11 protein-coding genes and 1 pseudogene are annotated in these 13,444 nt (G+C 69.4%); 1 reads left to right on the forward strand and 11 read right to left on the reverse strand.

Translation table 11 applies throughout. The features are described 5' to 3' along the window. Window positions 1–15: 15 nt before the first annotated feature. Entirely contained in the window at window positions 16–759 is a 744-nt protein-coding gene (locus M4V62_RS09475) for an amino acid ABC transporter ATP-binding protein (protein WP_249586798.1), read from the reverse strand. A gap of 132 nt (window positions 760–891) precedes the next feature. Continuing rightward, on the reverse strand, window positions 892–1,332 hold the full coding sequence (locus M4V62_RS09480; RefSeq protein WP_249586799.1) for a DUF6278 family protein: 441 nt from the start codon (window positions 1,330–1,332) through the stop codon (window positions 892–894). Between the two features lie 288 nt (window positions 1,333–1,620). On the opposite strand from M4V62_RS09480, the gene M4V62_RS09485 reads away from it, so the two are divergent. Next, entirely contained in the window at window positions 1,621–3,429 is a 1,809-nt protein-coding gene (locus M4V62_RS09485) for an SGNH/GDSL hydrolase family protein (protein WP_249586800.1), read from the forward strand. A gap of 68 nt (window positions 3,430–3,497) precedes the next feature. Here the strand turns inward: M4V62_RS09485 and M4V62_RS09490 are convergent, their stop codons facing one another. From M4V62_RS09490 to M4V62_RS09530, 9 genes and pseudogenes are all read right to left on the reverse strand, one after another. Beyond that, the gene (locus M4V62_RS09490; protein WP_249586801.1) at window positions 3,498–4,277 is read right to left on the reverse strand and encodes an exodeoxyribonuclease III; all 780 of its coding nucleotides are present in this window, start codon (window positions 4,275–4,277) and stop codon (window positions 3,498–3,500) included. Window positions 4,278–4,344: 67 nt separating this feature from the next. Then, entirely contained in the window at window positions 4,345–4,977 is a 633-nt protein-coding gene (locus M4V62_RS09495) for an MBL fold metallo-hydrolase (protein ID WP_249592758.1), read from the reverse strand. Window positions 4,978–5,017: 40 nt separating this feature from the next. Beyond that, complete coding sequence (gene pcaDC / locus M4V62_RS09500) at window positions 5,018–6,316, reverse strand: bifunctional 3-oxoadipate enol-lactonase/4-carboxymuconolactone decarboxylase PcaDC (RefSeq protein ID WP_249586802.1); 1,299 nt, start codon at window positions 6,314–6,316, stop codon at window positions 5,018–5,020. Window positions 6,317–6,348: 32 nt separating this feature from the next. Then, window positions 6,349–6,627, reverse strand: a pseudogene (locus M4V62_RS09505) (IS110 family transposase); the annotation flags it as partial. Between the two features lie 235 nt (window positions 6,628–6,862). Beyond that, entirely contained in the window at window positions 6,863–7,312 is a 450-nt protein-coding gene (locus M4V62_RS09510; protein ID WP_249586804.1) for a hypothetical protein, read from the reverse strand. A 937-nt stretch (window positions 7,313–8,249) separates the two neighbouring features. Further along, on the reverse strand, window positions 8,250–9,452 hold the full coding sequence (locus M4V62_RS09515) for a glycoside hydrolase family 1 protein (protein ID WP_249586805.1): 1,203 nt from the start codon (window positions 9,450–9,452) through the stop codon (window positions 8,250–8,252). A 177-nt stretch (window positions 9,453–9,629) separates the two neighbouring features. Then, a complete protein-coding gene (locus M4V62_RS09520; protein ID WP_249586806.1) occupies window positions 9,630–10,973 on the reverse strand; it encodes an MFS transporter in 1,344 nt (447 codons plus the stop codon). Window positions 10,974–11,086: 113 nt separating this feature from the next. Next, the gene (locus M4V62_RS09525) at window positions 11,087–12,850 is read right to left on the reverse strand and encodes a sulfatase (protein ID WP_249586807.1); all 1,764 of its coding nucleotides are present in this window, start codon (window positions 12,848–12,850) and stop codon (window positions 11,087–11,089) included. Continuing rightward, on the reverse strand, window positions 12,847–13,416 hold the full coding sequence (locus tag M4V62_RS09530) for a PadR family transcriptional regulator (RefSeq protein WP_249586808.1): 570 nt from the start codon (window positions 13,414–13,416) through the stop codon (window positions 12,847–12,849). Before M4V62_RS09530 ends, M4V62_RS09525 begins: the two co-directional genes overlap by 4 nt. Window positions 13,417–13,444: the final 28 nt, after the last annotated feature.

The following is a 13,444-nucleotide window of genomic DNA, read 5'->3' on the forward strand; positions in this document are numbered from 1 at the left end:
CATGGCTGGCCCCCGTCAGTGCTTGAGGATCTTGGAGAGGAAGTCCTTGGCGCGGTCGCTCTCCGGGTTGCTGAAGAAGTCCTCGGGGGCCCGGTCCTCGACGATGCGTCCTGCGTCCATGAAGACGACACGGTTGGCGGCCGAACGGGCGAAGCCCATCTCGTGGGTGACGACGACCATGGTCATGCCGTCGCGGGCGAGGCCCTGCATGACCTCGAGCACCTCATTGATCATCTCGGGGTCGAGGGCCGACGTCGGCTCGTCGAAGAGCATCACCTTGGGCTCCATGGCGAGCGCGCGTGCGATGGCCACGCGCTGCTGCTGGCCGCCCGAGAGCTGTGCCGGGTACTTGTCGGCCTGTGTCGCGAGGCCCACCCGTTCCAGGAGCTCGCGGGAGCGCCGCGTGGCCTCGTCCTTCTTGCGGCCCCGCACCTTGACCGGCGCGAGGGCGACGTTCTGCAGCACTGTCTTGTGTGCGAAGAGGTTGAAGGACTGGAACACCATGCCCACGTCCGCACGGAGTGTGGCGAGTGCCTTGCCCTCCTCCGGAAGTGGCTGCCCGTCCAGTGCGATGGCTCCCGACTGGATCGTCTCAAGACGGTTGATCGTCCTGCAGAGCGTTGATTTCCCCGACCCTGACGGGCCGATGACCACGACCACCTCCCCCTTGCCGACGGTGAGGTTGATGTCCTGAAGGACATGCAGCTCCCCGTAGTACTTGTTCACATCACGCAGCTCGATCAGCGGATCGACGGCCATGCCCTGCCCTGCCCACTCTCAGCGGTGTCGGTCGTCGCAAACTATCCACGCGAAAACGGGACTTACTGGACGACACGCACTTATGGGCATTAACCGTATTTGCAGTTACGTCATCACGGACGCATCCCGCGGCTACGCCTCCGACGCCTCCGCGTAGACCTGGGACAGCTCGGGAGCACCCTGCACCGCCCAGTCGAGCCCCGCCTCGACCACCTGGATCTCACGCCCCGATGCGAGTCGTACGGCGGGGCCGCCGCCGGGCCAGACGTGCCAGGTGGCGCCGGGCACCGTACGGACGATGACCGAACCGAGGTACAGGCCCGCGTCGTTGCCGAGCCATGGAAGCAGCTCGGGGTCGTCGCGCCAGCGCGGCAGGAGCTGGTCGAGCGCGGTCAACGAGGCCGGGGAGTCGTCGAGTTCGAGGCCCGCGGTGGCCGCCTGGGAGCGCAGCAGCTCGCATTCGGAGAGGAGTTCGGCCACACCGGCCGGGTCCTCGTCGAACGCCGAGGCGAGTCCTGGGCTTCGGTCGGCGGCGTGCTGCTTGCGCCACTTGCCGAAGAAGGAGATGTTCATGATCGGCCTCTCCGTGAGGGTGCCTCTGCTCCCCGGTCCAACGAATGTAACTTGCGTCAGTTGATCACGGAATCATGCGAGTGGCCCCGACGCGTCGGCGAACTGCCGGTACGGGGCGACGAGTAGCGCGCGGCTCGCGGCGGCGGGCACCGCGCCACTCCCTTGATCCGGCATCCCGGCGAGTTCGGGTCGTGTTCACGCGCACCTCATTGACGCGTCTCCCTGACCTCCTTAGCTTCATGGCGCACCTGTCGTCACGTCAGCTTCAGCCAAGGGGAGGGGTCTGGTGTGCGCCTACGCAACCCACGCAGCTCGCGTACCTCGCGTATCTCACGTATCTGGGGATCGGCCGCCGTACTCGCGGTACTCACCACCGGCCTCGCCCCCGTGGCGGCGCAGGCCGCCCCGCACAGACCCGAGCCGCTCCCCCTGGAGCGGCTCTTCGACAACAGGGCCATCAGTGACGACGCGCGGCCCGGCGACGCGGACTTCGACGGCTCGGGCGGCTCGTTCTCGGCCCAGGACCTGACGGCGGCGGGCTGGACCCCGGGCCGCTCGATCGCCGTGGACGGGGCGCGGCTCACCCTGCCGCGGACCGACGCGGGCGAGGCGGACAACGTCCGCGCGGACGGGCAGTCCGTGCGGGTGCGCGGGCGCGGGGACGCGCTCGCGTTCCTGGTCGCGGGCACGGGCGGCGAGGCGAGCGGCACGGGGACGGTGCGCTACCGGGACGGGTCGAAGGGGACGTACCGCCTGACGGCGCCGGACTGGCGCTCGGGCCCGCTCGCCACGAAGGCGGTCGCGCTGCCGCATCTGAACACTCCGGGCGGCCAACTCGCCCAGAAGACACGGCTGTACGTCGTGACCGTGCCGGTGGCGCGCGGGCGCGAGATCGCCTCGGTGACCCTGCCGAAGGACCCCGGCGCCCCCGACCTGCACGTCTTCTCGCTCTCCGTGCGGCAGCCCGCGAAGGGGTGGACCGGCAGCTGGTCGGCGTCGACGGCCGGGTACACGGCGGTGGGCCCGTGGGCCGACCGGACCGTGCGGCTGGTCGTCCACACGAGCACGGGCGGGCCACGGGTGCGGATCCGGCTCGACAACACCTTTGCCTCCGCGCCCGTTCGGATCGGGAGCGCGACGGTGGCGGTGCAGGAGTCCGGCGCGGGGGCGCGGGGCGAGCCGCGGCGGCTTTCGTTCCGGGGCGAGGCGGGCACCCAAATCCCCGCGGGGGCACAGGCGTTCAGCGATCCGCTCGACTTCGATGTGCCCGAGGACACCAATCTCCTGGTGAGCTTCCACCTCCCTCAGACGGTGACGACCGCGCCCGTCCACAGCCAGGCCATCCAGCGCTCGTACGTGAGCGGCCCCGGCGACCACGCGGCCGACGGCTCCCCGGCGGCGTACACGTCGATGATCTCTACGTGGCCGCTGCTCACGGGGGTCGACGTGGGTGGTGGTCCCGGGTCCGTGGTGCTGCTGGGCGACTCCATCACGGACGGCGTGAAGTCGACGCAGGACGCGAACCACCGCTGGCCCAACGTCCTGGCGACGCGGCTCCTCCAGCAGGACGAGGTCCCGCGTTTCGGGGTCCTGAACCAGGGGATCTCGGCGAACCGCGTGGTCGCGGACCGCTACCCCGGCGACGGTGTCTCCACGGACACCGGCGGCGTGAGCGCGCTGCACCGCCTCGACCGTGATGTGTTCGCCCAGACGTCGGCCCGCACGGTGGTCGTCTTCGAAGGCATCAACGACGTCCGCTGGGGCGCGTCGGCGGATCAAGTGACCGCCGGTATGCGGGAGATCTCCGAGCGGGCGCACGCGCGCGGCCTGCGCGTGGTGGCGGCGACGATCGCGCCCTGCCAGGGGGAGTCGCTGTGCACGGCGGCGGCGGACACCGAGCGGAGAGAGGTCAACGACTACCTGCGGGGCGGCGGCGACTTCGACGCCGTCCTGGACTTCGACGCGGTGCTGCGGGATCCGGCGAATCCGGCGCGGATGCTGGCCGCGTACGACAGCGGGGACCATCTGCATCCGGGGGACGCCGGGCTCGCGGCGATCGCGGAGTCGGTGGATCTGGGGGTGCTGGTCCCGGACTAGCCGCAGCCGCCGGGCGGCGCAGGGGCCGGGCGCGCGCAGGGGCCGGAAGATCCGGCCCCTGCTCCTGCCTAGACGTCCAGGTCCACCACGACCGGCGCGTGGTCGGACGCGCCCTTGCCCTTGCGCTCCTCGCGGTCGACGTACGAATCCGTCACGGCCTTCGAGAACGCCTCGTTCCCGTACACCAGGTCGATGCGCATGCCCCTGTTCTTGGGGAAGCCGAGCTGGCGATAGTCCCAGTACGTGAACGGGTGGTCGTACTTCAGGGGGCGCGGCACCACGTCCGAGAGCCCCGCTTCCCGCAGCGCGGCGAGCGCCGCTCGCTCGGCGGGGGTCACGTGCGTGGCGCCCTCGAACAGGGCGGGGTCCCACACGTCCGCGTCGGTCGGCGCCACGTTGAAGTCCCCGAGGACCGCGAACGGCCGCGCGCCCGCCGCATCGGCGGCGACGGAGGCCTTCAGGGCCTCGAACCACTGGAGCTTGTACGCGTAGTGCGCGTGGTCCACCTCGCGGCCGTTCGGCACATAGACCGACCAGACGCGCGCCGGGCCGCAGGTCGCGGAGATCGCGCGCGGCTCCTGCACCCCTTCGTAGTCAGGCCCGCCGGGCAGGCCGACCGTCACGTCGTCCAGGCCGACCCGGGAGACCAGCGCCACGCCGTTCCACCGGCCCGTCGCGTTCACCGCCGACTCGTACCCGAGCTCGCGCAGCTCGTCGGCGGGGAACTGCTCGGCGGTGGTCTTGGTCTCCTGGATGCACAGCACATCCGTACCGCTGCTCTCCAGCCAGGCGAGCAGCCTCGGCAGCCGAGCGGTGATCGAGTTCACGTTCCAGGTGGCAATGCGCATGCCTCACAACCTACCGGGCGCCACTGACAGTCTCAGGTCGGCCGGTGGCCGTCGGTCCTGCCGCCGGTCACAGCTCGGCGGACTCCCCCGGCGTGAGCCGCAGGTGCTCGGCTCCGCCCAGGGACCCGATCTGCGAGTCGTAGATCGGCCGGGCCAGATCCGTGAGCAGCGCGTCGTGGATGTCGTAGGCGCGCTGCGGCTTGATCTCGCGGACGTAGTCGATGACCTCGGAGATCTTGTTCCAGGGAGCCATGACCGGCAGCATCAGCGTGTCCACCGGCTGCTCGGGCACGGTCAGGGCGTCACCCGGGTGGAAGACCGAACCGTCCACGAGATAGCCGACGTTGGTGATCCGCGGGATGTCCGGGTGGATCACGGCGTGCAGCTCGCCGTGCACCTGCACGTCGAACCCGGCGGCCGTGAAGGTGTCGCCGTGCCCGACGGTGTGCACCCGCCCGGGGAAGGCGGCCGAGATCTTCTGTGCGACGGAGCGCAGGGTCCAGATCTCGGCGGCCGGGTTGGCCTCCAGGCCGACGCGCAGCCGGTCCTCGTCGAAGTGGTCCGGGTGCTCGTGCGTCACGAGGATCGCGTCGGCGCCGAGGGCCGCGTCCTGTTCGCTGAAGGTGCCGGGGTCGATGACGAGACTCCGTCCGTCCCGCTCCAGGCGGACACAGGCGTGTGTCTTCTTGGTGAGCTTGATGCGCTTCGCGGCAGTCGTCATGCCCCCATCCTGCTACGCGTCACTCCTGGGGCGTGGTTTCCTCGCGGATCACGGCCTGGGCGACCTTGAAGGCGGAGTTCGCCGCGGGGACGCCGCAGTAGACGGCCGCCTGGAGCAGCACTTCCTTGATCTCCTGCGGGGTGAGGCCGTTGCGCAGGGCGGCGCGGGTGTGGAAGGCCAGCTCGTCGAGGTGGCCGCCCGCGACGAGGGCGGTGAGGGTGACGCAGCTGCGGGAGCGGCGGTCGAGGCCGGGTCTGTTCCAGACCTCGCCCCACGCGTAGCGCGTGATGAGCTCCTGGAAGTCCGTGGAGAAGTCGTCGGCGGCGGCCAGCGCGCGGTCGACGTGCGCGTCGCCGAGCACCTCGCGGCGGACCTTGATCCCCGCGTCGTACGGGTCGGGGCGTCCGCCGCCCACGGCCTCGGGCTGCTCCATGGGCCCGATCTCGGCGACGGGGAAGACGGGCGGCGGCGGGGCGAGGATCGGCTTGACGGGCGGTGCGCTGATCGCCGCGTGCGTCCCGGTGGCGTCGGTCGCGAGCTGCCAGGCGGTGGAGAAGTGGCGTACGAGAAGGTCGGTGACGGCGGCGGGCTGCTCGACGGGGGCGAGGTGGGAGGCCCCCGGCACGACGGCCAGGCGGGCGTCCGGTATCCCCGCGACGAGGGTGCGGGCCTCGCCCTGCCCGGTGACCTGGTCCTCCGACCCGACCAGGACGAGGGCAGGCACGCTGATCCGGTTCAGCTCGGCGCGCACGTCGAAGGCGGCGAGGGCCTCGCAGGCGGCGATGTAGCAGCCGGGGTCGGTCGTACGCACCATCTGTACGGCCCAGTCGGTGATCGCGGGCTGCGCGGCGGCGAAGCCGGGCGTGAACCAGCGCTCGGGGGACGTACGCGCGATGGGGTCGAGTCCGTTGCTCCGCACGATGACGCCGCGCTGGCGGAACTCGTCCGCGCTGCCGAAGCGCGGCGACGCGGATATCAGCGCCAGGGACGCGACGCGCTGCGGGTGCCGCAGAGCGAGCTCGGCGCCGATCGCGCCGCCGAACGCGCAGCCCGCGTAGCCGAAGCGCTGCACGCCGACCTCGTCGAGGGTGGCGAGGAGCCGCTGGGCGAGCTCGCCGACGGAGCCGCAGGGGTGTGCGGGGGCGCCGCCGTGCCCGGGCATGTCGAAGCGGAACACCCGCCACTGCTTGACCAGCTCGGGCACCTGCCGGTCCCACATGTGCCATGTGGTACCCAGTGAGGGACCCAAGATCAGGACAGGGGCGTCTTCTGGCCCGTCAAAGCGGTATTGCAGGGTGCTCTTCGGTGTCTCACTCACTCGCCTGAGCCTCTCATCTGTCACGACAGCCCCTATAACAGGGGGTCGCTGGATACCGTTTTGACCAGGTTGGATACCTCGCGGGCGGCATATCGCTTGAGGCACCTGATGATCTCACGACGGGTCTTGCCCTCCCAGGTGCGGCGTTCGTAGTACGCCTGCATGCGCGGGTCGTGGCGCAGCCTAGTGAACCCCAGGGCGGCGAACGATGCCTCGGTGTGCACGCGCTCGGGATTGTCCCCCATGGTGATCAGGAGCGTTACGGCGCTGTCCGGGCCGATACTCACCGGTGCGAGCAGCTGCGGGGCGTGAATCCGGGAGTGGCTGACAGGTTCAGCCGGAATGACACGAGCCGCGGTTTGTAGATGCTTGTGGCGCGGAATAGTGCACCTTCCGACGTCCATCTATTGTCGAAACTGTTCACGTTGTACGACAGCGTCCAGCGGTCCCCTGCCGGCGTCGGCCTCCAACGCGGCGGTCCTTCGCGTGGCGAGCACAACCGAGCAGCGCCGCACGGCGAAAGCGGGCTCTGGGTCAGCTCAGTACTCAGTACTTCGTCAACCGTCCGGGCCGCTCGAAGTAGAAGCCTCTGGGCCCCTGCAGTTCACCACTCTCCCCAGGTGGTCCAGCAGTCGCGACACCCTTGACCAGCGCGCTGCCGTTGAGGACGCGCTTGCCGTCGAACCGGTGGCCGGTGAAGCCGAACATATGGGTTCCCCGGCCCAGCCGCAGCAGCCCCAAGGTGACGTGCGTCGCCGAGAGGGGCACACCGTCGGACACCAGTGGGATGGACAGGAAGAGGTTCTTCTTCTCGCGCGCCGCGGGACCGGTCCACAGCGCAACGGTCACCCGAGGCTCGTCCAGGTCTGGGATGCACCCGCGCACGTAGTACGGCTTGGCGACCGGGGTGGTGGTGTAGTGCCACAGCGCATCCGCGACGGCGCACTGCGTACGGAACAGCACGTCTGGGGAGACGGTGGCTAGCGGTTGACCCATGACGGGCACTTCTGCACCCCTCTGCAGTAGGCGGTGATCACACCGATCTAGCGGCAAAGCCGAGAGCGGCGAGAGCCGCGGCGGCGGCGATAGTTCTTCTCAACGTTCCTCCTGGGCAAGACGCTGGTCACATCAGGGTTGCCCGTCAGAACGAGTGGCTATGAGCAAGGACTGACTAATCACCCGGTTGAGGGCGTGTCGGCCCTTTGCCTACTGGCGCACTCACCACCGCGCAGCTACTCCTGCCGAGACACGGACGGACCAAGGCCGCGGGCAAAATGCTGAGTTCGTGGGTGAAGTACTCGCCGAACCGCTTGAGGTTCTCCGTAATCACTGGGGAGACCTGGGCCAGGTTGTCCGGCTCGATCTTCCAGCCCTCGCGTGGTGCCCCTGAGCCTCGCGTCACTTGAAGCAGAAGGAGGCGGGGCATGCGGCAGCCAGCACGGGTACGCCCAGCCGCCACCCGAAAGGTCGAGCACACTGCTCCTGGACAGTCGCGCGCCGGGTCCCCCCTTTCACGCAGGCCCCCGTCGGCACCATCAAACGGATCCCCTCAAATCACATGCGCTGTCACACCACGCCCCTACGAGCGGGGTACTGGCTGTAACTGTATGACCAGGTGGGAGACCTCTCGGGCCGCATAGCGCTTAAGGCGACGGACGATTTCTCGGCGGGTCTTACGGGGCTGACCCCGCGCAAGGCGGCGAAGGACGACTCACTGTCCAGGCGTTCCGCGTTGTCCCCACCGTGATCCGCTGAGCGACGGCCGTGTCCGGACCCATCCCCACCACGGCCAGCAGCTGCGGGCAGGAGCTTCCACTAGCCGTAGCCGGGCCAGACGAGCGTCCATATCCCGGATCCGCCCGGAGACCTGGCCGATCCGGCAAGTCGGCAGGCCAACACCGTCCCGCAATTACGCCGCGCCTGCGCGATGCCCTCACGCCACGCTGGGCAGCACGTGGGTCCGGCCGATGGCGCCGAGCCAGGCGGCCGAGGGCTTGGGGGTACGGACGAAGGTCTCGCGGTCTACGGCGATCAGGCCGAAGGTCGGCTCGTAGCGGCCCCATTCGTAGTTGTCCAGGGCGCTCCAATGGAAGTAGCCACGGACGTCGATGCCGTCGTTCATGGCGTCGGCAAGGGACTCCAGGGCGCCGGTGGTGTACTGGATGCGGCGGGAGTCGTCGGCTGTCGCGATGCCGTTCTCGGTGACGATCAGCGGGGTGCCGCCGGTGACGGAAGCGCTGTGGCGCACGGCATCGCCCAGTGCCTGGGGGTAGTACTCCCATCCCATGAGGGTGCGTTCCGCGTCCTCGGGCACGGGCAGTCGGCCGTTCGGGCCGATGAGCGTGCGGGTGTACGCCTGCACCCCGAGCCAGTCGTCGCCGCGGGCAGCTTCGAGGAACACGTCCACACGTGGGTGCCGGAATACCGCGGCGACCTCCTCTGATCCGGGCAGGGCCTTGCACACCAGGTTGGCGACGGACCAGCCGGTGCTTACGTGTGGGGCAAGGGACTTGACCGTTTCGACGGCTCGGGTGTGCGCCCGTACCAGAGCGTCGGTGGTGGCCTCGTCCGGAGCCGGCGGGCCCTCGGCGAAATTCACGGCCTGTCCGGAGGCAAGCGCGGCCTGTGCGGCAGCCATGACGGCGACGATGTTGGGTTCGTTGATGGTGCAGACGTGCGCCACGTCCGTGGCGAAGATGGGTGCGGCCGCGGTGAGGTAGCGGGCGAACAGTTCGTCCGATCCGGTGGCGGCCCAGCCGCCGCGCCGGGCGAACCACAGGGGTGTCGTGAAGTGGTGCAAGGTCACCATGGGCCGTAGACCGCGTTCACGGGCGCCCTCGACCATGCGCCGGTAGTGGGCGATCGCGGCGCGGGAGAACTCACCCGGGGCCGGTTCGATGCGGGCCCATTCAATGCTGAACCGGTAGTCGGTGAAGCCGAGTTCGGCCAGCAGGTCCATGTCCTCGCGCCAGCGGTGGTAGCTGTCGCAGGCGTCACCGCTGGGCTCTTTGACGTAGGGGATGTTGCCGTGCTCGAACTCCCACCAGTCGCTGTTGGTGTTGCCGCCCTCGATCTGGTGGGCGGCGGTGGAGGTGCCCCACAGGAATCCATCGGGCAGACGTCGTGCATGCGTCATGAGTTGCTTCTCTCTTGTGTGTGGCCACGTGCGTGACCAGTCGCGGCAAGTCGGCAGAACCGGCGGTTGGGGGGGACAGGCGGCAGGCACGCGCGGATACCGAAGGCAGCGCCTCCCGTGGGCTGCTGGAGGCTGGCCCGATCCCGCTTCGGGCGGCGCCTGCGTGGGCCTGAGGGGTCAGGTGGTGGGGTCGAGGGCCTGTTCGCGGCGCGCGTGCAGTTCCCTCTGGACTCGGGCCACGTCCTCGGCGTATGAGCGGTGAAGCAGCGTCAGGAAGATGCCGTTGACCAGCATGAGGATGACGAGCGCCCACAGGAAGACGGTGCGGAGCCCGATCGCGTCGCCGAGGAAGCCGGCGCCGAGGCTGAAGGAGGCCCAGGCGATCGCCTCGAAGACGGAGACGTAGATGGCGAAGGCGGCGCCGCGCAGCTCGGGCGGGGTGATGGCCATGACCATGGGGCGATTGACACTCGGGTTGACGCCCTGGGCCGCGCCCATGAGGGCGAAGAAGACACCGAACAGGGCAATGCTCCCGTAGTCGAACTGGGTCCCGAAGTAGGCGAAGCCCGCAAAGGCGAACTGGGCCGTCTGAAGGACGGTGACCAGGCCGTGGCGAGGGCTGCGCCGGGTGGCCCAGTCCGCCCCGAAGCCGCCCAGGAGTGTGCCCAGGAAGTAGCCGACACCGAAGGGAAGCAGCACGATAGACGCCTTCTGCGTGCTGAAGCCGTACACATCCACCAGGTATACGACGCCGAAGGTGCCCACCAGGAGATGTCCCGACAGGAGGCGGGAGACCAGGAGGACGACCAGGCTGCGGATCTTGAGGAGCGAGAGTGCCTTGGTCCAGGTGAGCTTCGAGTGAGCGTTGCGGGTGGCGCGGTCGAGGTCGGCGAGCTGTTCCTCGGACGCACCCCGTCCCGGGTCGCGGAACCACATCCACATGGCGAGGCCGAGCAGGATGTTGAAGGTGCCGATGCCCCACAGGCCCCAGCGCCAGCCCTCTTCGATGCCCGCCAGCTGGCCCTTGAGCGGGCCGATCACCGCGCTCACCAGTGAGACGGCGCCGTAGACCACGCCGATCGCGCGGCCGCGGGTCGATCCCCCGAAGAGGTCGCCGATGAGTTCGGTGATGATGGGGTGCGCGGCCGCGTAGCCCGCGGCCAGGATGGTGTAGAGGATGACGAGTTGGGTGAAGTTCTGTGCGAAGCCCGCGGCCACGCCCCACACACCCCAGAGCCCGGTGGCCACAACGAGGACGCTCTTGCGCGACCAGCGCTCCGCCACCCACACCCACAGGGGCCCGGTGAAGGCACCCGCTATCTTCCCGGCGGCGGTCAGTATGCCCAGCGCGCCCAGCGAGACCCCGAGGGACTGCCGGATCAGCGGAAAGAGGCTGCTGACCAGGCTCGCCTCGGTGCTGTCGACCAGCATGGTGCCGCCGAGCAGGGACAACTGCCGCCAGCGCCCTTTCACCTGCACCTCGGGTTTGGGCATGACGGGGCTCTGGCTAAGCTCGGGCATCGGGCCGTCTCTTTTCTCTGTGACTTTCTTCGCGGGAGGTCTGCGGGAAGGGGAGGTCGTACGCCGGTGACGGGGCTGCAACCCCGTCACCGGCTCAAGTGGCCGCAGTGGTCTCAGAGTTGGGCGAGTTCCTCGGCGACCCGGTGGAGACTCGGGGGCGGGAACAGCGCACCCGCCATGGCGGCGACGTCGATGAGCGGTGTCGCGCCGATCATCTGCAGCAGCTCCGAGTCGGCGACACCGGGCAGGTGTGTGCGCAGCACCTCGACGGCGACCGGATCGGAGATCAGTGCCTTGAGAGGGGTGCGCAGCGAGAGGCGGCCCTGTGGATAGTCCTCGGCCCGCGGCAGCGGCTGCGCGGCACGCTCCGCCTGCTCACGCTGGGAGCGGACCAGCAGGTGCTGCTCCGTGACCGGCCCAAGGCCGGGCAGACCGAGGCGTTCGTACTGGCTGGGCGGCGCGTCGTTGGCCCGCATGAGCTCCACCAGCAGGGTGGCCATGCGCAGTTCGGCGTCGTCGTCGATCAGCGGAGTGCTCTGGTCGGGGTCGGTCTCCAGGTCGAACAAGAGCGTGCCGTGGTGGTAAGGGTTGACGAGGGTGCGGCCCGGCACACGCAGGGTGCGCACGTTCTTGGTGAAGCCGAACGGCTCGGCCAGTTCCAGGTCCACGAGTTCGGCGGGTGAGAAGCGGCCCCGCATGTGGGTCGGCATCAGGGTGTGTTCGTACAGGGGCGCGTTGTCGGGCGAGGCGGGCGCCCGCATGTAGACGTGGCGGCCGTCCGTGACGTTGACGTGTCCGCCGTGGATACCGAACAGGCCCGCCTCCCGCACCGGAGTGTCGTCGGCGACCGGGAGCGGCGCGCCCTGCATGTCGGTGGGCCGGTCGACGCCGAAGAACTCCAGCAAGGTCGGCGCCACGTCCACGGTCTGCACCAGCGCCGAACGCCGCTGGCCCGCGGCGCGGTTGCGCGGGTCCCAGGCGAACAGCGGCAGGTGGACCAGTTCGTTGAACCATGGCTGGACGCTCTTGCCCCACCAGCCCTTCTCCCCCAGCAGCAGCCCGTGGTCGGTGTTGACGATCAGCAGAGTGTCGTCCCACAGGTCCAGCTCGTCCATGGTGTCCAGGACCCGGCCGAGCGAGTGGTCGCACATCGACAGGAGCGCCCCGTACTCGAAGCGGGCGTGCTCCACCTGGCCGTCGGATTCGACCACGCGCTTGTAGTCGGGCCAGTCGAAGTGCGGGCCGTCGTAGTCGTGGGGGTAGAGGTCCTTGTAGGGCTGGTGGCTGAAGAACGGCTCGTGCGGGTCGAAGGTCTCGATCTGCACGAACCACCGGTCGGCGTCCTGGTTCGTCCGAACGAACTCCAGGCCCGCGTCGAAGGTGAGGGTCTGCGGGTGCCGGTCCTCCGTCGCCATGTGGGGCCGGTTCACCCAGTCCTGGCGGTAGGAGCCGAACCGCATCCGCTTCAGGTCGTCGGGTATCTCCGGGTCGGACACCTGGCCCTTCCAGGGGTCGCCCTCCTGGCCGCGGAAGAACTCCCAGGTGTTGTAGCGGCCGTGATAGGTGGCGCCGCCGTCCTCCCAGTAGTGCGGGTGGTCGCTGACGAGGTGGGTGTAGACGCCGTTCTGCTTGAGGAGTTCGGGCATCGAGTCGTCGAACGGCTCAAGCGGCCCCCAGCTGCGGTGCAGGAAGTTGTGCCGCCCGGTGTGGATCTCGCGGCGGGCCGGCATACAGGGCATCGATCCGGCGTACGCGTTGTCGAAGGTGACCGCCCGATCCGCGAGGCGGGCGAAGTTCGGTGCGTGGGTCCAGTCGCCTCCGTACGGCGGCAGCATGTGCCGGTTGAGACTGTCGAACATCACCATGATCGCCCTCATCGGACGGGTTTCCCTTCTGTCAGGTTGCGCAAAGTCCGCTCCAGCCAGGCGACCCAGCGGTCCATGGCGGCCGCGCCGAGCGCGTGGAGGGCATCGTGGACCTGTAGGTCGAGGTCCTGGTCGAGGCCGGGCGCCGGGTCCTCGTAGATCAAGGTGCGGTCGCGGTCCCGGTTCTCGGCGATCTGCGCGCGGCGGTGGTCGAGCTCGGTCCCGACGATCCGGATCGCGGCGTCCTTGTCGAGCGGCGCCGCGACGCTGAACCGCGCGAGGAAGTCGATCTCCTGGAAGCGGCTGGGCGGCTCGTAGGGCGAGCGCACCCATTCCAGGAGGACCTCGCGCCCGCCGGGCGTGAGCCGGTACACCTTGGCGTCCGGGCGGCCTTCGCGCGCGTCGACCTCGTGGCGCACCCAGCCGTCGACCTCCATCTGCCCGAGCTTGCGGTAGATCTGGCTGTGGTGGGCTCGCGCCCACAGGAACTGCCCCTCGACCTCGAGCCACTTGCGCAGGTCGTACCCGCTGTAGGGGCGACGGGCCAGCAGGCCGAGCAGGACGTACTCGAACTTCACGGACGTGGACTCCCTTGTGCGGAAGCGG

Origin of the sequence: Streptomyces durmitorensis, from assembly GCF_023498005.1 — a bacterium.
Taxonomy (GTDB): Bacteria; Actinomycetota; Actinomycetes; order Streptomycetales; family Streptomycetaceae; genus Streptomyces; species Streptomyces durmitorensis.

Coding starts and splice junctions, on each gene's coding strand:
- M4V62_RS09475 (WP_249586798.1), bottom strand. CDS start 759: ATGGCCGTCGATCCGCTGATCGAGCTGCGTGATGTGAACAAGTACTAC.
- M4V62_RS09480 (WP_249586799.1), bottom strand. CDS start 1,332: ATGAACATCTCCTTCTTCGGCAAGTGGCGCAAGCAGCACGCCGCCGAC.
- M4V62_RS09490 (WP_249586801.1), bottom strand. CDS start 4,277: ATGCGCATTGCCACCTGGAACGTGAACTCGATCACCGCTCGGCTGCCG.
- M4V62_RS09510 (WP_249586804.1), bottom strand. CDS start 7,312: ATGGGTCAACCGCTAGCCACCGTCTCCCCAGACGTGCTGTTCCGTACG.
- M4V62_RS09515 (WP_249586805.1), bottom strand. CDS start 9,452: ATGACGCATGCACGACGTCTGCCCGATGGATTCCTGTGGGGCACCTCC.
- M4V62_RS09520 (WP_249586806.1), bottom strand. CDS start 10,973: ATGCCCGAGCTTAGCCAGAGCCCCGTCATGCCCAAACCCGAGGTGCAG.
- M4V62_RS09525 (WP_249586807.1), bottom strand. CDS start 12,850: ATGAGGGCGATCATGGTGATGTTCGACAGTCTCAACCGGCACATGCTG.